This is a genomic window from Caballeronia arationis (assembly GCF_001544975.2).
Lineage (GTDB): Bacteria > Pseudomonadota > Gammaproteobacteria > Burkholderiales > Burkholderiaceae > Caballeronia > Caballeronia arationis.
On sequence record NZ_FCOG02000002.1, the window covers coordinates 83,819 to 101,082 of the forward strand.

19 protein-coding genes are annotated in these 17,264 nt (G+C 66.7%); 17 read left to right on the forward strand and 2 right to left on the reverse strand.

The window, feature by feature from the left end:
* The first annotated feature begins 47 nt into the window (after positions 1-47).
* The 9 genes from phnG to AWB81_RS01575 all read left to right on the forward strand — a co-directional run bounded on the left by phnG (position 48) and on the right by AWB81_RS01575 (position 7,392).
* Positions 48-536, forward strand: a complete 489-nt coding sequence (gene phnG, locus AWB81_RS01535; RefSeq protein ID WP_062632136.1) for a phosphonate C-P lyase system protein PhnG — start codon at positions 48-50, stop codon at positions 534-536.
* A 35-nt stretch (positions 537-571) separates the two neighbouring features.
* Entirely contained in the window at positions 572-1,177 is a 606-nt protein-coding gene (phnH, locus tag AWB81_RS01540) for a phosphonate C-P lyase system protein PhnH (RefSeq protein ID WP_062632137.1), read from the forward strand.
* Positions 1,177-2,268 (forward strand): carbon-phosphorus lyase complex subunit, encoded by a 1,092-nt coding sequence (locus tag AWB81_RS01545; protein WP_062632138.1) that lies wholly within the window; start codon positions 1,177-1,179, stop codon positions 2,266-2,268. The genes phnH and AWB81_RS01545 overlap by 1 nt, the downstream gene beginning before the upstream one ends.
* Entirely contained in the window at positions 2,265-3,149 is an 885-nt protein-coding gene (locus AWB81_RS01550; RefSeq protein ID WP_062632139.1) for an alpha-D-ribose 1-methylphosphonate 5-phosphate C-P-lyase PhnJ, read from the forward strand. The genes AWB81_RS01545 and AWB81_RS01550 overlap by 4 nt, the downstream gene beginning before the upstream one ends.
* Positions 3,146-3,916, forward strand: a complete 771-nt coding sequence (phnK, locus tag AWB81_RS01555) for a phosphonate C-P lyase system protein PhnK (protein ID WP_062632140.1) — start codon at positions 3,146-3,148, stop codon at positions 3,914-3,916. The genes AWB81_RS01550 and phnK overlap by 4 nt, the downstream gene beginning before the upstream one ends.
* 9 nt (positions 3,917-3,925) lie before the next feature.
* Complete coding sequence (gene phnL / locus AWB81_RS46745) at positions 3,926-4,711, forward strand: phosphonate C-P lyase system protein PhnL (RefSeq protein ID WP_062632141.1); 786 nt, start codon at positions 3,926-3,928, stop codon at positions 4,709-4,711.
* Positions 4,705-5,835 carry an alpha-D-ribose 1-methylphosphonate 5-triphosphate diphosphatase gene (locus tag AWB81_RS01565; RefSeq protein WP_062632142.1) on the forward strand — a complete coding sequence of 377 codons (1,131 nt, stop codon included), beginning with the start codon at positions 4,705-4,707 and terminating at the stop codon, positions 5,833-5,835. Before phnL ends, AWB81_RS01565 begins: the two co-directional genes overlap by 7 nt.
* A 259-nt stretch (positions 5,836-6,094) precedes the next feature.
* Positions 6,095-6,532: a hypothetical protein gene (locus AWB81_RS01570; protein WP_062632143.1), complete on the forward strand. Its 438-nt coding sequence runs from the start codon at positions 6,095-6,097 to the stop codon at positions 6,530-6,532.
* 83 nt (positions 6,533-6,615) lie between these two features.
* Complete coding sequence (locus AWB81_RS01575; protein ID WP_062632144.1) at positions 6,616-7,392, forward strand: SDR family oxidoreductase; 777 nt, start codon at positions 6,616-6,618, stop codon at positions 7,390-7,392.
* A gap of 10 nt (positions 7,393-7,402) precedes the next feature.
* On the opposite strand, the gene AWB81_RS01580 is transcribed toward AWB81_RS01575, so the two are convergent.
* A complete protein-coding gene (locus AWB81_RS01580) occupies positions 7,403-7,633 on the reverse strand; it encodes a hypothetical protein (RefSeq protein ID WP_062632145.1) in 231 nt (76 codons plus the stop codon).
* A gap of 352 nt (positions 7,634-7,985) precedes the next feature.
* Here AWB81_RS01580 and AWB81_RS01585 point away from each other — a divergent pair, with 352 nt between their 5' ends.
* The 8 genes from AWB81_RS01585 to AWB81_RS01620 all read left to right on the forward strand — a co-directional run bounded on the left by AWB81_RS01585 (position 7,986) and on the right by AWB81_RS01620 (position 16,639).
* On the forward strand, positions 7,986-9,995 hold the full coding sequence (locus AWB81_RS01585) for a sigma-54-dependent Fis family transcriptional regulator (protein ID WP_062632146.1): 2,010 nt from the start codon (positions 7,986-7,988) through the stop codon (positions 9,993-9,995).
* A gap of 175 nt (positions 9,996-10,170) precedes the next feature.
* Positions 10,171-11,235 carry an NAD(+)/NADH kinase gene (locus tag AWB81_RS01590; RefSeq protein ID WP_062632147.1) on the forward strand — a complete coding sequence of 355 codons (1,065 nt, stop codon included), beginning with the start codon at positions 10,171-10,173 and terminating at the stop codon, positions 11,233-11,235.
* Between the two features lie 40 nt (positions 11,236-11,275).
* The gene (locus tag AWB81_RS01595) at positions 11,276-12,277 is read left to right on the forward strand and encodes a thiamine pyrophosphate-dependent dehydrogenase E1 component subunit alpha (RefSeq protein WP_062632148.1); all 1,002 of its coding nucleotides are present in this window, start codon (positions 11,276-11,278) and stop codon (positions 12,275-12,277) included.
* Positions 12,278-12,304: 27 nt separating this feature from the next.
* Positions 12,305-13,321: an alpha-ketoacid dehydrogenase subunit beta gene (locus tag AWB81_RS01600; protein ID WP_062632149.1), complete on the forward strand. Its 1,017-nt coding sequence runs from the start codon at positions 12,305-12,307 to the stop codon at positions 13,319-13,321.
* On the forward strand, positions 13,321-14,433 hold the full coding sequence (locus AWB81_RS01605; RefSeq protein ID WP_062632150.1) for an acetoin dehydrogenase dihydrolipoyllysine-residue acetyltransferase subunit: 1,113 nt from the start codon (positions 13,321-13,323) through the stop codon (positions 14,431-14,433). Before AWB81_RS01600 ends, AWB81_RS01605 begins: the two co-directional genes overlap by 1 nt.
* A gap of 67 nt (positions 14,434-14,500) precedes the next feature.
* Complete coding sequence (locus tag AWB81_RS01610) at positions 14,501-14,854, forward strand: carboxymuconolactone decarboxylase family protein (protein ID WP_062632151.1); 354 nt, start codon at positions 14,501-14,503, stop codon at positions 14,852-14,854.
* A 155-nt stretch (positions 14,855-15,009) separates the two neighbouring features.
* Positions 15,010-15,771: a lipoyl protein ligase domain-containing protein gene (locus tag AWB81_RS01615; RefSeq protein WP_062632152.1), complete on the forward strand. Its 762-nt coding sequence runs from the start codon at positions 15,010-15,012 to the stop codon at positions 15,769-15,771.
* A gap of 37 nt (positions 15,772-15,808) precedes the next feature.
* Positions 15,809-16,639, forward strand: coding sequence for a hypothetical protein (locus AWB81_RS01620; protein ID WP_062632153.1), 831 nt, complete (start codon positions 15,809-15,811; stop codon positions 16,637-16,639).
* Positions 16,640-16,729: 90 nt separating this feature from the next.
* Here the strand turns inward: AWB81_RS01620 and AWB81_RS01625 are convergent, their stop codons facing one another.
* Positions 16,730-17,245, reverse strand: coding sequence for a glycine zipper family protein (locus AWB81_RS01625; protein ID WP_062632154.1), 516 nt, complete (start codon positions 17,243-17,245; stop codon positions 16,730-16,732).
* Between the last annotated feature and the right edge of the window lie 19 nt (positions 17,246-17,264).

Genomic DNA, 17,264 nt, shown 5'->3' on the forward strand with positions numbered 1-17,264 from the left:
GAAGTTAAATGCATGTTGAACCAAAGTCACCCACGACGAGGAAAGCGATGAAAACGTCTGCACAGCCGCCGGAAGCGGCTGGCCGAATGGAGCGGCGGGAATGGATGGCGGTGCTGGCGCGCGCGCCGCGCGAGCAGTTGAAGAGTGCGCTCGACGCTGCGCTCGAAACGGCTCCGCCCGCGTTCGACTGGCTGCGCGCCCCGGAAATCGGGCTCGCGATGGTGCGCGGGCGCATCGGCGGCACGGGCGATGCGTTCAATCTCGGCGAAGTCACCGTGACGCGCGCGACGCTGCGCCTGCGCATGGAAGACGGCAGCGCGCCGGTCGGCTTCGCGGTGCACATGGGACGGGACAAGGAGCGCGCGACACTCGCAGCGCTCGTCGACGCGCTGTTGCAGGTGCCCGCTTTCGAGGCCCGTCTGCGTGAGCGCGTGATTCCGCCGCTTGCGGCGCGTGTCGCCGAACGCCGTGCCGACAGGGAGGCGCACGCTGCCCCCACGAAGGTCGAATTTTTCACGATGGTGAGGGGAGACTGATGCACGCAGTCAATGGGACGAATCGAACGGATCGCATGAGCATCGACATGGCGTCGCTGTTGCCGGGCTTCGGCGACGTCGTGCACGATTCGCAGTCGGTCTTTCGCGCGCTGCTCGACGCGCTCGCGCGGCCGGGCAGCATCGTGTCGATCGACGCGGCGCTCGGAGAAACCGCGCCGCGTGCTCGCGTTCAGCGGGCCGCGTTTGCATCGCTGCTCGCGTTGGCCGATTACTCGACCCCCGTGTATCTGCACGACGACGACCGCGCGCTCGGCGATGCCGTGCGCTTTCACACGGGCGCCCCGCTGACCGCCGATCGCGCGCAGGCGGTGTTCGCGTACCTGAACGACGCACGCACGATGCCACCGCTCGACTCGTTTGCGCCGGGTGAACCGGAGTCGCCGGAAAGCGCGGCGACGCTCTTCATCCAGGTCGATTCGCTCGACGCAGGCACGCCGCTCACGTGGCGCGGCCCGGGCATCCGCGAAGCGCGCACGGTCGCCATCGACGGCCTGCCGCCGCGCTTCTGGCACGAGCGCGCCGCGCTCGCATCGCTATTTCCGTGCGGCATCGATTGCTACTTCGTGGCCGGCGGCTCGCTCGTCGGATTGCCGCGCACGACTCTCGTGGAGGTGAACTGATGTACGTCGCTGTCAAGGGCGGAGAACGGGCAATCGAACGCTCGTGGGACCTGCTCGCCTCCAAGCGTCGCGGCGAACTGTCGGTGCCGGAAATCTCGGTCGCGCAGATTCGCGAGCAGTTGCGGCTCGCCGTCGCGCGCGTGATGAGCGAAGGCTCGGTCTACGACGAGGAACTCGCCGCGCTTGCGATCAAGCAGGCTGCGGGCGATCTGGTCGAAGCGATCTTCCTGTTGCGCGCCTATCGCACCACACTGCCGCGCTTCGGCTATACGCTGCCGCTGGATACCGAGGCGATGTCCATCGAGCGTCGAATTTCCGCCGCGTTCAAGGATATTCCCGGTGGCCAGATGCTCGGCGGCACTTACGATTACACGCAGCGTCTGCTCGACTTCAGGCTGCTCGCCGAAGGCGCGGATACGTCCCGCACCGGGCCCGCTGCGGCGGCTCAAGCGCAGCCCATGCCGCGTGTGCTTGCGATGCTCGACAAGGAAGGCCTGATCGAGCAGGAAGCGCCGTCTGCCGACGCAGCCGAACCCGGCGATCTCTCGCGCGAGCCCCTTACGTTCCCCGTCGACCGGACGACCCGCCTGCAAAATCTAGCGCGCGCCGACGAGGGCTTCCTGCTCGCGATCGGCTATGCGACACAGCGCGGCTATGCGCACAGCCATCCGTTCGCGGGCGAAATCCGCAACGGCGAGGTCTCGGTGGAGATGGACATCGACGAACTTGGCTTCGCGGTCGAAATCGGCGACATCGAAGTGACCGAGTGCCAGATGATCAACCAGTTCGCGGGCAGCGGCGACGTGCCGCCCGCATTCACGCAGGGTTACGGGCTCGCGTTCGGCCACTCGGAAAGGAAGGCGATGGCGATGGCGCTCGTCGACCGCGCGCTGCGCGCGGAGGAACTCGGCGAGACGGTCGAGTCGCCGACGCAGGACCCGGAATTCGTGCTGTATCACAGCGACAACGTCGAAGCGTCAGGCTTCGTGCAGCATCTGAAATTGCCGCACTATGTCGATTTCCAGTCGGAGCTGGAATTGCTGAGGCGCCTGCGCGGCGCGCAGAGCAATGAACAGGAGAAAGCCGCATGAACGCTCGCCAGGAATCGAACGAACTGGCCGAAGGCTACAACTTCGCCTACCTCGACGAGCAGACCAAACGCATGATTCGCCGCTCGCTCCTGAAGGCGGTCGCGGTGCCGGGCTATCAGGTGCCGTTCGCCTCGCGCGAAATGCCGCTACCTTACGGCTGGGGCACGGGCGGATTACAGGTGACCTCCGCGATCATCGGCCGCGACGATACGCTCAAGGTGATCGACCAGGGTTCCGACGAAACGACGAACGCGGTCAACATCCGGCGCTTCTTCGCGCGCACGGCAGGCGTGGCGACGACCACGCGCACCGCCGATGCAACCATCGTTCAGACGCGCCACCGCATCCCCGAGACGCCGCTGACCGACGCGCAGATCATCGTGTATCAGGTGCCGATGCCCGAGCCGCTCTTCAAGCTGGAGCCGCGCGTCATGGAGTGCCGCAAGCTCCACGCGCTCGCCGACTACGGTCTCATCAACGTGAAATATTATGAAGATATCGTGCGGCACGGCAGCATCGCGACCACGTACGATTACCCGGTGCTTGTGAACGACCGCTATCTGACGTCGCCTTCGCCGATTCCCAAATTCGACAACCCGAAGATGCACATGAACCCCGCTTTGCAACTGTTCGGCGCGGGCCGCGAGCGGCGCATCTACGCGATCCCGCCGTACACGAAAGTGAAGAGCCTCGATTTCGAGGATCATCCGTTCAGCGTGCAGCGCTGGGATCACGAATGCGCGCTGTGCGGTTCGCGCGAAAGCTTTCTCGATGAAATGATCGTCGACGATGCGGGCAAGCGCATGTTCGTATGCTCCGACAGCGACTATTGCCACAGCCGCCGCGACGAACAAGACGGCAACGAGGAGGGCGCGCGATGAAACCGCTCCTCACCGCGCGCGGCCTCACCAAACGCTACGACGGCCGCGGCGGCTGCATCGACATCGACCTCGATCTGTATCCCGGCGAAGTGCTGTGCATCGTCGGGGAATCGGGCTCGGGCAAGTCCACGCTGCTCAATGCGCTCGCGCTGCGCACTCCGTCGAACGCGGGCACGCTCAGCTATCGTACGAAAGACGCAGAGACGCTCGACCTGATCGCGCTGCCCGAAGCGCGCCGGCGGCTTCTCTCGCGCACCGAATGGGGCTTCGTGCATCAGAACGCGCGCGACGGCCTGCGCCACGGCGTATCGGCGGGCGCGAACATCGGCGAGCCGCTGATGGCGATCGGCGCGCGCCACTATGGGCGGCTTCGCGAGACGGCGTCGGACTGGATGTCGCGCGTCGAACTCGATGCCGCGCGCATCGACGAACTGCCTTCGGCGTTCTCCGGCGGCATGCAGCAGCGCCTTCAGATCGCGCGCAATCTTGTCACCGGTCCGCGCCTCGTCTTCATGGACGAACCGACCGCCGGCCTCGACGTCTCCGTGCAGGCGCGCCTGCTCGACCTGTTGCGCACGCTCACGAGCAAGCTGCATCTCGCCGCGCTGATCGTCACGCATGATATCGGCGTGGCGCGTCTGCTCGCGCATCGGCTGATGGTGATGAAGGACGGCCGGGTGGTCGAGAGCGGCCTCACGGATCAGGTGCTCGACGATCCGCAACATCCCTATACGCAGACGCTGGTCGCGTCCGTGCTGCCCGTCTGAGGTGCGACGATGAATGCCAATACCGATTTTTCACACGAACCAGCGTTTTCCGAGCGCAACGCGCTGATGCTGCGCGCCCGCGACATCACCAAGCGCTTCACGCTGCATCAGCAGGGCGGCGTGCGTATCGCGGCGCTGCATGGCGTATCGCTCGACGTCTCGCGCGGCGAGTGCGTCGTGCTCGCGGGTCCGTCGGGCGCGGGCAAAAGCACGCTGTTGCGCTGCATGTACGGCAACTATCTCGCGACGAGCGGCTCCATCGCGATCCGCGACGACAGCCGTCCTTCGCGCCACGTCTCGCTCACGAACGCCGCGCCGCACGACGTGATCCGCCTGCGCATGACGACGATGGGCTACGTCAGCCAGTTCCTGCGCGCGATCCCGCGCGTGTCGTCGCTCGATCTGGTGAGCGAGCCGCTGATCTCGCGCGGCGTCGGCGAAGAGGAGGCGCGCGCGCGTGCGGGCGCGCTGCTCGAACGGCTCAACGTGCCGCGCCGGCTATGGGCGCTAGCGCCCGCGACCTTCTCGGGCGGCGAGCAGCAGCGCGTGAACATCGCGCGCGGGCTGATCGCGGAGCAGCCGCTCTTGCTGCTCGACGAACCGACCGCCTCGCTCGATGCGGAAAACCGCGACGTGGTCGCCAGCCTGATCGTCGAGGCGCGCAGAAAGGGCGCTGCGATCGTCGGCATCTTTCACGACGAGGACACGCGCGAACGCGTCGCGACGCGTACCGTCAGGCTCGAAGCCGTGCCCGCGCAAGTCGAACACAACACCGGAGTCTTTCAGACATGCTGATCAGGAATGCGCGCATCGTGACGCGCGACGAAGAATTCATCGGCGTGGTGCGCATCGAGGATGGCCGCATCACGGAAGTCGCGCCGGGCGGCACGTCGGCGCGCGAGGCGGAGGACTGGAACGGCGATTATCTCCTGCCCGGTCTCGTCGAGCTGCATACCGACAACATCGAAAAACATCTCTCGCCACGCCCCGGCGTGCTGTGGAATCACGAAGCGGCCATTCTGGTGCACGACGCGCAGGTGGCGGCAGCAGGCATCACGACCGTCTTCGATGCGCTCGGGATCGGCTCGCGCCAGGACAGCCTGCGCGAGCGCGAACTGCAGACGAACTGCGCGCGGTCGATCGACAGCTTCACGCAGCGCGGCCTGTTGCGCGCCGATCATTTCCTGCATCTGCGCTGCGAAGTGGCGACGCCCGATGTAGTCGAGATCTTCGACTCGCTGAGCGCGCATCCGCTGCTGCAACTCGCGTCGGTGATGGATCACACGCCGGGACAGCGCCAGTGGCACGATCCGGTGCAGTGGCGCCGCTATCAGGAGCGCAACGGCAAGATGACCGACGAGCGCGCGAACGAAGTCGTCGAAACACTCACCGCCCATCAGCGCCGCTTCGCCGCGCTGCATCGCGAGCAGATCGTTTCGCGCTGCAAGTCGCTCGGCGTGGCGCTCGCGAGCCACGACGACACGCTCGTCGAGCACGTCGAGGAAGCCGCGCGCGACGGCATCGTGCTCTCCGAATTTCCGACCACGCGCGCGGCGGCGCAAGCTGCGCACGCGCACGGCATCGCGACGATCATGGGCGCGCCGAACGTCGTGCGCGGCGGCTCGCATTCGGGCAACGTGTCGGCGCTCGCGCTCGCACAGGAAGGATTGCTCGACATCCTCTCGTCGGATTACGTGCCGTCGAGTCTGCTGATCGGCGCGTTCGAACTTGTCGAGAAGGCCGGCTGGACACTGCCGCGCGCAATCGCTACGGTCTCGTCGGCGCCCGCGCGCGCAGCGGGCCTGACCGATCGCGGCACCATCGCGCCCGGACTGCGCGCGGACTTCGTGCGCGTGGTCACAGCAGGTGCATTGCCGGTGCCGCGCGCAACCTATCGGCGAGGCGAGCGTGTCAGCTAGACGCGTGAGTGGCGCGCCCTGCGGCGTTTGCAATTCGGTTATGACGCCATTGCAAAAAGGGACTGAGGCTTCCCGTACAGACGTCAGACGGGCAAACGCGGGAAGCTGAACATACCCGCCCGGCCCGCGTATTTGCGAACATTCCGGGCGAGTCTCGCGCCAGGTCCCGCGGCGCCGTTTTCGAAACTGAATCTGGCGCGCTTATTGCATCGATCCTGACGCCTTTGTACCGTCAGAAAACGTTCGACGCATAGCCGCCATGAATCAGGGCTTTTATCTCTTCGCGAGCGCGCTCGCCGTGGTGACCTTGCCGGTCGCCGCGTACGGGCACGCGCTCGATCGCCCGCTCGACTGCAAGTCGAATGCGCACACTTTCATCGCGCCGCTCGTCAGCTCGCAATCCATCGAAGCGACGCCGATGCGCGTCGAAGCAAACTCGGTCAATGCGTTTCGGCCGACGCGCGGCAGCGACCTCACCGCCTTCGGCTATCGCGTCTACGCGGTGCTCGGCTATGAGCGCGGCGACGCGATGTTCAAGCAGGGCAGCGGCCAGCCGCTGACCGAGTCGGCTTATGGCGTCGTGGTGCAGGGCCCGGCCGAGACGGTCGAGGAGCGCGTGCGCGCGGCGGGCAGCGACGCCGTCGTGCATCAGGTCGTGCCGCTCGTGCTCACGGCCGTGTTCTGCGGCAAGCGGTAGGGGCCATCTGCGTGTGAAGCGCGCTCACGTTTGGTAATGTCGGGTCTTTGGCACCACGGTGCGCAACCACGGAGACTTCGGCAATGACTGACGGAAGCAACAAGAACGAACAGAACCCACGCATCGCGATCGTCACAGGCGCGGGCAGCGGCATCGGCCGGGCGGCGGCGCTCGCGCTGCTCGAAGACGGCTGGCGCGTCGCGCTCGTGGGACGCCGGCCCGAACCGCTCGAAGCGGTCGTCGCCGAAGCAACCGCGCAAGACCGCGCCGTCGCATTCCCGACCGACGTCGCCGATCCGGAAGCCGTCGCCGGCCTCTTCGCCTCCGTCGTCGAGCGTTTCGGCCGGCTCGACCTGCTGTTCAACAACGCGGGCGTCGGCAACCCGCCCGGCCCGTTCGAGGACTGGACGCCCGAGCAGTGGAAGGGCGTCGTCGACATCAATCTGAACGGCATGTTCTATTGCATCCAGAACGCGTTTCGCGTGATGCGCGCGCAGGATCCGAAGGGCGGCCGCATCATCAATAACGGCTCGATTTCGGCGCATGCACCGCGTCCCAATTCGATCGCCTATACGGCGACCAAGCACGCCGTCGCCGGGCTGACGAAAACTGCTTCGCTCGACGGCCGCAAATACGACATCGCGGTCGGCCAGATCGATGTCGGCAATGCGAAGACAGAACTGTCGCAGCGCATGGAGAAGGGCGTGCCGCAGGCAAACGGCGAGATCAAGGCCGAGCCGATGATGGATGTGCGCGTCGTCGGGCAGTCGGTGCTGTATATGGCGAATCTGCCGCTGGAGGCGAACGTGCTTTTCCACACGGTCATGGCGACCAAGATGCCGTTCGTCGGCCGCGGATGAATCCCGTCGATCACTCCGTCCTGTACCAGACCCGGATGCCCGAATACCAGTGACTGACGCTGGTATCGTCGCCGGCGCCGAACGTTGAGAGGCTCTCGACGTTCAGCACGTCGATGCCGTGCTCTGCGATCCACCGGTTCGCCCGCTCCACCAGCGCGGCGCCGTTTTCGTAGACGTTCCCCTTGATCAGGTGGTGTTGCAGCACCTGCCGCTCGAAGTCCTCGAACGCGATCTTCGTCATCGTTGTCTCCAGGTATTAGGCAAGCATCGGCGATGACCTGAGTCTATCAAAGGCTCGTGCTCGCATTACGCGCGCGAAAGCTTTCGTGTGAATTAAATGCTTGCTGCGCCGCGGTTTGCCCAACTCGCGCGCAGTCGGCTACAGTAGGAGTCCGTTCCGGACATCGAATCAGCCAGCGGCGAATCCACGCGCTCAGAGAAGCGCAGGCGCCGCGCCGTTCCGGACCAGGAGACATCAGCAACCTTGCAGGCGGCCGGAGCAGGGCGCATGAGTAAGCGCATGGGACCCGAGTAAGCGTTAAAACGCCAACCCGGGTCGACATCGCCAACTCTGGTCGACAGGAGAAAGCACGATGGACATGCGGCAACGCGAGCACATCGAGGCGGTAGTCGAGGCGACCACGCGCAATGCGCCGGCCGTCGCGGCGCGCACGCACGAGGCGATCATCCAGTCGTCCTGGCGGCGCTGCGTGCATCAGTATGGTCTCGACCCGTCGCGGATGCAGGAGGCGCGCATCCTGCCGCAGACGCGACTGCGCGAGCACCAGCAGCGCATCGACGACTTCGCCCGCATCGCCCGCCACGGCCTGCAGACGCTTTACAGCCAGGTGGCCGGTCTCGGCTACGTCGTGCTGCTGACCGACGCGCAAGGCGTCACCGTCGATTATCTCGGCGACGCCAACACCGATGCGACCCTGCGCCGCGCCGGCCTCTACCTCGGTGCGGAATGGAGCGAAAACGGCGCGGGCACCTGCGCGGTCGGCACCGCGCTCGCGACCGGCCAGGCGCTGACGGTCCATCAGGTCGATCACTTCGACGCCACGCACATTCCGCTCACGTGCACCGCCGCGCCCCTCTTCGATTCGCTCGGCAGCCTGACCGCGATCCTCGACATTTCCGCGCTGACTTCGCCGCAGGCACGCGACAGCCAGAGCCTCGCGCTGCAACTGGTGCGCATCTACGCGAGCCACATCGAGAACGCCAATTTCCTGCGCGCACACCGTCAGGACTGGATTCTCAAGCTGAACGCGGCGCCGGAATTCCTCGATGTCGATCCCGACTTCCTGATCGCGCTCGATGCGAGCGGACGCGTAGTCGGGCACAACCGGCGTGCGCACGAAATGCTCGCGGCCGAGCACGGACTGCGCGACGCGCCGCTGCCGTCGCTGATCGGCACGCCGTTCGAGTCGCTCTTCGAAGCGCGGCTCGACGACTTCGGCCGCTTCGTCTACTCGCGTCCGAGCGAACTGCGCGCGCTGGCGCTCGCGAAGAGCGGCGCGCTCTTGTACCTCAGCGTGATGCCGCCCGCGCCGATGTGGCAGCCGGGCGCGGCGTCGAAGACCGGCACGCAGGCCGCGCGTGCCGCAAAGATTCCGCCGCCGCTCGCCGCGCTTTCCGGCGGCGACGCCGCGCTCGACCGGCAACTGGAACGCGCGGCGAAGCTCGTCGATTCGCCGATCAACCTGCTCATCAACGGCGAAACCGGCTCCGGCAAGGAATATTTCGCGAAGGCGCTGCATCAGTCGAGCGCGCGCCGCGGCGGTCCGTTCGTCGCGGTCAACTGCGCGGCGATTCCCGAAACGCTGATCGAAAGCGAATTGTTCGGCCATCTGCCGAACAGCTTTTCCGGCGCGGGTCCGAAGGGCAAGCGCGGGCTCATCCAGGAAGCCGACGGCGGCACGCTCTTCCTCGACGAAATCGGCGACATGCCGCGCGAACTGCAATCGCGCCTCTTGCGCGTGCTGGCGGAGGGCGAAGTGCTGGCGATCGGCGCATCGCGGCCGGTATCGGTCGACGTGCGCGTGATTTCCGCAACGCATCATCCGCTCGATGAGCTGGTCAGCAGCGGACGCTTCCGCGAAGACCTCTACTACCGGCTGAACGGCGCGCGCTTCGCGCTGCCGCCGCTGCGTGAGCGCAGCGATCTCGACTGGCTGATCCAGAAGCTCTTGAAGGACACGGCGGGCGGGGCGGTCGCGATGGCGCCGGCGGCACGCGAGCGGCTGCACCGGCATCGCTGGCCGGGGAATCTGCGCGAGCTGTGCAACGTGCTTCGATACGCGCAGGCGGTGTGCGCGGACGGCCACATCGACGTCGACGATCTGCCGGAGAATTTCTCCGGGCATGCGCCCGCGAGCGAAGCGGCGACGCCGGCATTGCCCGCTTCGAACACCTCCGCCGACGAATTCGATCCGCATCTGCTGCCGCCCGAAGGCATGCTGCTGATGCAGTACCTGCGCGCAGCAAGCTGGAACCTGAGCGCGGTGGCGCGGCAGATCGGCGTGAGCCGGATGACGCTGTACCGGCGCATGGCGCGCTATGGCATCCGCTCGCCCAATCAACGCGACGCCGGCTCGCACTAACCGCGTTACGCCTGTACTCCCCCGATACACCTGCCGCTGTGACACCTGTCACAGCGGCACCTTCACGAGGCCCGATTTCTCCGGGTTATCCCTCGACTTTCCCGCCTTCACACGCCAATAAACGGTTGGCATATCCCTTGCCTTGTATAGCCGCAAACAAGATCAGGAGACATGCATGCGCAACCCCGCGCCCGTGCGGCCGCCGCTCGTCGGCATCATTGCGAATCCGATTTCCGCGCGTGACATTCGCCGCGTGATCGCGAACGCGAGCAGCCTGCAACTCGCCGATCGCGTCAACATCGTGCTGCGCCTGCTTTCGGCGCTGGCGGCGTGCGGCATCGAGCGCGTCATGATGATGCCCGACCGCGAAGGGCTCAAGGTGATGCTCGAACGCCATCTGTCGCGCCGTCAGGGTCCGGACGCCACGCTTGCCGCCGTCGACTGGCTCGACATGCCGGTGACCGCCCGCGTCGACGATACCTTTCGCGCCGCGCAACTGATGCGCGAGGCGGGCGTCGCGGCGATCGTCGTGCTCGGCGGAGACGGCACGCATCGCGCAGTGGTGCGCGAGTGCGGCGCGGTGCCGGTCGCGGGCCTCTCGACCGGCACGAACAACGCCTTCCCCGAAATGCGCGAGCCGACCATCGCCGGACTCGCCGCCGGTCTCTACGCTGCCGGCCGCATTCCTTCAACCGACGCGCTCGTCCACAACAAGCGGCTCGACATCGATATCCGCGACGCGCACGGCAACGTGCGCAGCGACATCGCACTCGTCGATGCCGTCATCTCGCACGAGCATTTCATCGGCGCCCGCGCGCTCTGGAAGATCGACACGCTCGCCGCCGTCTACGTGTCCTACGCCGATCCGCAGGCGATCGGGCTCTCCGCGATAGCGGGATTGCTCGAACCCGTCGGCCGCCACGATCCGGGCGGCCTCGCCGTGGAACTCGCCGCGCCGGGCGAAGGCGAATTCGATCTCTGCGCGCCGATCGCGCCCGGCCTGATGTGCGCGGTGCCGATCGCAAGCTGGCAGCGTCTTCGCGACGGCGTCCCGCAACGCGTGCGCCAGCGCTCCGGCATCGTCGCGCTCGACGGCGAGCGTGAGCTGGCCTTCTCCGCAAGCGACGAAGTCACCATCACCCTGCGCGAAGGCGCGTTTGCCAGCATCGATGTCGCCGCGTGCATGCGTTATGCCGCGCGCGCCGGGTTGATGCGCCAGGTCGCGCCAGTCCAGTCGTAACCGTTTTTCTGCCCCACCACTTCCAACGAAGGAGACAGACATGACAGTCGGTTCAACGCAGCAGGACGCAGCGCTGCCGCTCGGCAAGGAGGAACTGCTGAGCGTCTATCGGAAGATGCGCACGATCCGCGATTTCGAGGAGCGCCTGCACGTGGACTTCGGCCGCGGTGACATCCCCGGCTTCGTCCATCTTTACGCCGGCGAGGAAGCGGCCGGCGTCGGCATCATGCATCACCTGAACGACGGCGACCGCATCGCGAGCACGCACCGCGGACACGGCCACTGCATCGCGAAGGGCGTCGATCCCGTCGCGATGATGAAGGAGATCTACGGCAAGAAGGGCGGCTCGTGCAACGGCAAGGGCGGGTCGATGCACATCGCGGACCTGTCGAAGGGAATGATGGGCGCGAACGGCATTCTCGGCGCGGGTGCGCCGCTCATCTGCGGCGCGGCGCTCGCCGCGAAGTTCCGCGGCAAGGGCGAAGTCGGCATCACCTTCGCCGGCGACGGCGCGTCGAACCAGGGCACGTTCCTCGAAAGCCTGAACCTGGCTGCCGTGTGGAACCTGCCGGTGATCTTCGTCATCGAGAACAACGGCTACGCGGAATCGACGTCGCGCGAATACGGAACGGCGGTGGACAGCTACGTCGACCGCGCGGCGGGCTTCGGGATTCCCGGCGTGACCGTCGACGGCACCGATTTCTTCGCCGTCCACGAAGCGGCGGGCGAAGTGATCCGGCGCGCGCGCGAAGGCGGCGGACCGGCGCTGCTCGAATGCAAGATGATCCGCTTCTACGGCCACTTCGAAGGCGACGCGCAGACCTATCGCGCGCCCGGCGAACTCGACGACATCCGCTCGAACAAGGATTGCCTGAAGAAATTCGCGCACACGGTCACGCAGGCTGAGGTGATCACGCGCGCGGAACTCGATGCGATCGACCGCGACGTCGCCGAGCTGATCGAGCGCGCGGTGCAGGAGGCGAAGGACGCGCCGCAACCGAGCGCCGCCGACCTGCTCACCGACGTGTACGTCAGCTACTAACTCGCAACGAACGAACTGGAGACATTCATGGCCCGCAAACTGAGCATGAAGATGGCGATCAACGAAGCACTCGATCAGGAAATGACGCGCGATCCGAACGTGATCGTGCTGGGCGAGGACATCGTCGGCGGAGCAGGCGCCGATGGCGAAAAGGACGCATGGGGCGGGGTGCTCGGCGTCACGAAAGGACTCTATGCAAAGCACGGCGACCGCCTGCTCGACACGCCGCTGTCCGAATCCGCGTATGTCGGCGCGGCGATCGGCGCCGCCGCGTGCGGCATGCGGCCGGTGGCGGAACTGATGTTCATCGACTTCATGGGCGTCTGCTTCGACCAGATCTTCAACCAGGCCGCCAAGTTCCGCTATATGTTCGGCGGCAAGGCGGAGACGCCCGTCGTGATCCGCGCGATGGTGGGCGCAGGTTTTCGCGCGGCGGCACAGCACAGCCAGATGCTCACGCCGCTGTTCACGCACATTCCGGGGCTCAAGGTCGTGTGTCCTTCAACGCCCTACGACACCAAAGGCCTGCTGATCCAGGCGATCCGCGACAACGATCCCGTCATCTTCTGCGAGCACAAGAACCTGTACGGCTTCGAAGGCGAAGTGCCGGAAAACTCGTACGCGATCCCGTTCGGCGAAGCGAACATCGTGCGCGACGGCAAGGACGTGTCGATCGTCACCTATGGCCTGATGGTGCATCGCGCGCTGGAAGCGGCAGCCACGCTCGCTAAGGAAGGCATCGAAGTGGAGATCGTGGATTTGCGCACGCTGTCGCCGCTCGATATGGACACGGTGCTCGAATCGGTCGAGAACACGGGGCGGCTCGTCGTCGTCGATGAGGCCAGCCCGCGCTGCAACATCGCCACCGACATTTCGGCGCAGGTCGCACAGCAGGCGTTCGGCGCGCTGAAGGCGGCCATCGAGATGGTCGCGCCGCCGCATACGCCGGTGCCGTTCTCGCCGACGCTCGAAGACCTGTATATCCCGAGCGCCGCGCAGATCGCGGATGCTGCGCGCAAGACCATGAAGGGAGGCAAACACTGATGGCCGAAATCACTCCGATCGTCATGCCGAAATGGGGCCTTTCGATGAAGGAAGGCACGGTGAACGCGTGGCTCGTCGACGAAGGGACGCAGATCACCGTCGGCTTGCCGATCCTCGACGTCGAAACCGACAAGATCGCCAACGCGGTCGAGGCGCCCGACGCGGGCACCCTGCGCCGCAAGGTCGCGCAGGCGGGCGAGGTGCTGCCGGTCAAGGCGCTGCTCGGCGTGCTCGCGCCCGCGGAAGTGAGCGACGCCGACATCGACGCATACGTGGCCGGCTACGTGACACCCGTCGACGAAGAGGGCGGCGACGACGAAGCCGCCGCGGCGTATCACTTCGTCGAAGTCGATGGCATCCGCGTGCGGTACGCGAGCCGTGGCGAGGGCGAGAAGACGGTGCTCTTCATCCACGGCTTCGGCGGAGATCTCGACAACTGGCTCTTCAATCTCGACGCGATCGCCGAGAAAAACAAGGTCGTCGCGCTCGATCTGCCCGCGCACGGCCAGTCGACGCCCAAGCTGCCCGGCACGACGCTCGAAGACCTCTCGCAGTTCGTGCTGCGCTTCATGGACACGCTTGACATCGAAGCGGCGCATCTCGTCGGCCATTCGATGGGCGGCGGCGTCGCTGCGCAGATGGCCGTCGATGCGCCCGCACGCGTGCTGTCCGTCGCGCTGATTTCGCCGGCGGGGCTGGGCGAGGAGGTCAACAACGCCTATACCGAGGGCTTCGTCAACGCGCAGTCGCGGCGCGACCTGAAACCGGTGGTCGAACTGCTCTTCGCCGATCCGGGGCTCGTCAGCCGCCAGATGCTCGACGACCTGCTGAAGTACAAGCGGCTCGACGGCGTCAGCGAAGCGCTGGGTGCGCTCGGCGGCAGTCTCTTCGCGAACGGCAGGCAAGGCGGGCAGCCCGGCGCGAAGCTCGCGGGAACGGGCAAGCCGGTGCTCGTCGTGTGGGGCGCGCAGGACCGGATCATTCCTGCCTCGCACGCCGGGAATGCGCCGGCGGGCGCGACGGTCAAGGTCTTCGACGACGCCGGCCACATGAGCCAGATGGAAAAGGCCAACGACGTAAATGCGCTGCTGAAGCAGCATCTGGCCGGTTGACGGTCCTGAACGGGCGGACGCGGCACGCCGTGTCCGCCACTCCTTCTCCCGAACCATTTCATCCGACATGAGCACCGACACGACCACCGATCTCAAGAGCCGCCTCGCCGGCATCAACCAGCAGTTCGCCGCGCTCGGACAGGCGCAGCCCGCCGTGATGGGCGGCTTTCAGGCCGTGATGAAGGCCGCGACCCAGGAGGGCAGCGTGCCGGCGGCGTTCCGCGAACTCGTCGCGGTGGCGCTCGCCGTCCACAAGGGCTGCGACGACTGTGTGCTGTTCCATACGTCGCAGGCGCTGCGCCACCGGGCGACGCGCGCCCAGCTCACCGACGTGCTCGCCGTCAACATCGAAATGGGCGGGGGGCCGGGCGCGATGTACGCTTCGAAGGCGCTCGCCTACTTCGATGCGCTGAGCCAATAGCGCTTTCCTTTGGCTGACCGTCGTGCGCCAGCGCGCAAAGAGCGCGGTTGCATCGCGCGGTTCTTCGTTACCATGTTTCATGTGTTGGGCGAGCGGCGCTGACCGCTCGCCTTTTTGCGTGCCGCTCACTTGCCGCTGTTCTTATCGTCCGACCGATGCCCTTTGAAATCGTCAACACCGCCGCCGATGCCGGCAATCCGCTCGACGCCGAGGAGGCGCTGCTTGCGCATGCGGCTGCGGGGCGCGCGGTGGCGCATCTGTGGGAGGCGCCGGTTTCACTCGTGCTTCCGCGCAGCTATCAGCGCCACGCCACGCTCGACGCGGCCCGCGACGCCTTCGCGCAGCGCGGCTGTCCGGTGTGGCTGCGCCTGTCGGGCGGCGGCCTGGTGCCGCAGGGACCGGGCATCCTGAACCTGAGCCTCGCGTATCCGCTCGCGGGCACGATCGGCACAATGGCCGACGCCGTCTACCTGCATCTCTGCGCGATCCTGGCTGGCGCGCTGCATGAGCTCGGTATCGAAACGCACTGGCAGGAAGTGGAAGGCTCCTTCTGCGACGGCCGCTTCAACCTCGCATGGGGTCCCGCCGACGATGCGCGCAAGATCGCCGGCGCTGCGCAATACTGGCGGCGCGTGCCACAGTCTCCGGATTTGCGCGGCGAGTCCTTGTACGCGGTGCTCGCTCATGCGGTGTTGCTCGTCGATGCCGATCCGCTCGAGATCAACCGGCGCGCCAACGACTTTGAGTCGCTGATTGGCAGCGGCCGGCACTACGAAGCCGCGAAGGTGGTGAGCGTCGCGGACGCGCTCGCACGACAGGGCGCTGTCGTCGACGAGGACCTTCGCGCGACCGTGGCCCGCGCGCTCGGGGCGGCGGTCGTCGCGGCATCGCCGCCTCCGGTTCCATGGACTTCATGACGCGCTAACGGCTTGTTCACCTGCCTGGAGATCCGCCTTGTCGCTCAGCCGAATATCGAACGGGTTCTTCTTCGCGCTCTGGGTCGCGGTCTGCTCGGCCGCGCCCGAGTTCATCTGGCAGGGAATGCTGTCCGTGTTCGGCCACTTCACGCTGCGCGATGCAGCCGCGGCGCTTCTCATCGGCCTGATTCTCGCGTTCTTCGTCGAACCGCTGATCGAGCGGCTGCGCACCATGAGCCTCACGCCCGCTCACGCGAGCAAGAGCCCGGCGTTCGCCGCCTGCACGGCGATCGGCTTCGCGGTGGCGGCCGTCTGCGTGCACGAGGCGATCACCGTTTCCATCGCCGCGAGCCATACCAACGAGCAGGCCGCAGTGAATCTGCAGAACGCGGTCTCGCAAGCGCTCGAATGGGCCGGGACGCCGTTCGCGATCACCGTCGCATGGCTCTCGGCGCGCTCGCGGTCGTGGATCGCGTGGAGCGTCGCGGTCGCGGCTGCGCTGGTGGCCGTGCTGTCCGGCGTCGTATTCGAATGGGGGACGCTAGTCATCTTGACGAGCGCGCTGCCGGGCATCCTGATTCTTGCTGCGGGCATGTTTGCGGTGCGCGAGACGTGGGATCACCACACGTTCCGGCGCTGCGCGCGCGTGACGGCGGTGACGGCGATCGTGTGGCTCGTCGTGACGGGGGCGTTGCAGGCGGGACTGTCGCTGGCTCACGTGCAGCGGTTCGAGGTCTACGACCTGAGCGAGTACTGGATCGACTTCCGGTTCTATCTGGGCTGGGTGGTCGGGCTCCTCGTCGCGCCGGATTTCGTGGGGGCGCCGAGGATGCGGGCTTCGAGCGACGCGTGGCGGGGAAGGCGGTGAGGCGTGCGCGATGGCATCGCGAGGTGAGCGGACCGGGTGTACCGCCGCACGCACGCGATCAAACAGGCAGCGCTGGCCGCAACGCTTTCCTCAGCTCGAAGGCGGCGGGGGCGGCGGCATCCCTGGCGGCGGTGGCGGAGGCGGTGGCGCGTATGCACGGGTGCCCGGCGCTGAAATCACACGTCCGCTGACCGGCACGCGATCGCCGGCTGCATACATGCATTGCAGGTACGCGTAGTCATAACGCCGCTGCACCTCGTATCCCGCGCCCTGAGCGTTGCCGAACCCGACGAGGCTCCCCGCGAGCAAACCCACCCCGGCGCCGGCGGCCGCGCCTGCGCCGCCATTGAACGCCGCTCCGGCCGCGGCGCCGAGTGCCGTGCCGACAGCCGCGCTTCCCAAGGCGCTCGTGGTGGCCGCCTGGTCAGCGGTTACGCCGCCCACCTGGTGGTACGCGAACTCGCGGCATGCGCCGTCGTCGGCGCGGAACTGGTCGAAGGTCTTGCCGGTGCCGGGGAGCGCCATGACGCTCGGCGTCGTCGGCAGGACAGTGCACGCGCTGACGCACGTCAGCGTGGCGAGTAGTGCGATGGTTGAACGGGCCATGTTGCCGGGACGATGCGCT

What these genes read in the sequence shown, in the direction of transcription:
- AWB81_RS01615 (WP_062632152.1), top strand. Translation starts at nt 15,010, where the DNA reads ATGCCCTTTGAAATCGTCAACACCGCCGCCGATGCCGGCAATCCGCTC.
- AWB81_RS01565 (WP_062632142.1), top strand. Translation starts at nt 4,705, where the DNA reads ATGCTGATCAGGAATGCGCGCATCGTGACGCGCGACGAAGAATTCATC.
- AWB81_RS01600 (WP_062632149.1), top strand. Translation starts at nt 12,305, where the DNA reads ATGGCCCGCAAACTGAGCATGAAGATGGCGATCAACGAAGCACTCGAT.
- AWB81_RS01595 (WP_062632148.1), top strand. Translation starts at nt 11,276, where the DNA reads ATGACAGTCGGTTCAACGCAGCAGGACGCAGCGCTGCCGCTCGGCAAG.
- AWB81_RS01585 (WP_062632146.1), top strand. Translation starts at nt 7,986, where the DNA reads ATGGACATGCGGCAACGCGAGCACATCGAGGCGGTAGTCGAGGCGACC.
- AWB81_RS01625 (WP_062632154.1), bottom strand. Translation starts at nt 17,245, where the DNA reads ATGGCCCGTTCAACCATCGCACTACTCGCCACGCTGACGTGCGTCAGC.
- AWB81_RS01580 (WP_062632145.1), bottom strand. Translation starts at nt 7,633, where the DNA reads ATGACGAAGATCGCGTTCGAGGACTTCGAGCGGCAGGTGCTGCAACAC.
- AWB81_RS01605 (WP_062632150.1), top strand. Translation starts at nt 13,321, where the DNA reads ATGGCCGAAATCACTCCGATCGTCATGCCGAAATGGGGCCTTTCGATG.
- AWB81_RS01545 (WP_062632138.1), top strand. Translation starts at nt 1,177, where the DNA reads ATGTACGTCGCTGTCAAGGGCGGAGAACGGGCAATCGAACGCTCGTGG.
- phnK (WP_062632140.1), top strand. Translation starts at nt 3,146, where the DNA reads ATGAAACCGCTCCTCACCGCGCGCGGCCTCACCAAACGCTACGACGGC.
- AWB81_RS01575 (WP_062632144.1), top strand. Translation starts at nt 6,616, where the DNA reads ATGACTGACGGAAGCAACAAGAACGAACAGAACCCACGCATCGCGATC.
- phnG (WP_062632136.1), top strand. Translation starts at nt 48, where the DNA reads ATGAAAACGTCTGCACAGCCGCCGGAAGCGGCTGGCCGAATGGAGCGG.
- AWB81_RS01550 (WP_062632139.1), top strand. Translation starts at nt 2,265, where the DNA reads ATGAACGCTCGCCAGGAATCGAACGAACTGGCCGAAGGCTACAACTTC.
- AWB81_RS01610 (WP_062632151.1), top strand. Translation starts at nt 14,501, where the DNA reads ATGAGCACCGACACGACCACCGATCTCAAGAGCCGCCTCGCCGGCATC.
- phnL (WP_062632141.1), top strand. Translation starts at nt 3,926, where the DNA reads ATGAATGCCAATACCGATTTTTCACACGAACCAGCGTTTTCCGAGCGC.
- phnH (WP_062632137.1), top strand. Translation starts at nt 572, where the DNA reads ATGAGCATCGACATGGCGTCGCTGTTGCCGGGCTTCGGCGACGTCGTG.
- AWB81_RS01570 (WP_062632143.1), top strand. Translation starts at nt 6,095, where the DNA reads ATGAATCAGGGCTTTTATCTCTTCGCGAGCGCGCTCGCCGTGGTGACC.
- AWB81_RS01590 (WP_062632147.1), top strand. Translation starts at nt 10,171, where the DNA reads ATGCGCAACCCCGCGCCCGTGCGGCCGCCGCTCGTCGGCATCATTGCG.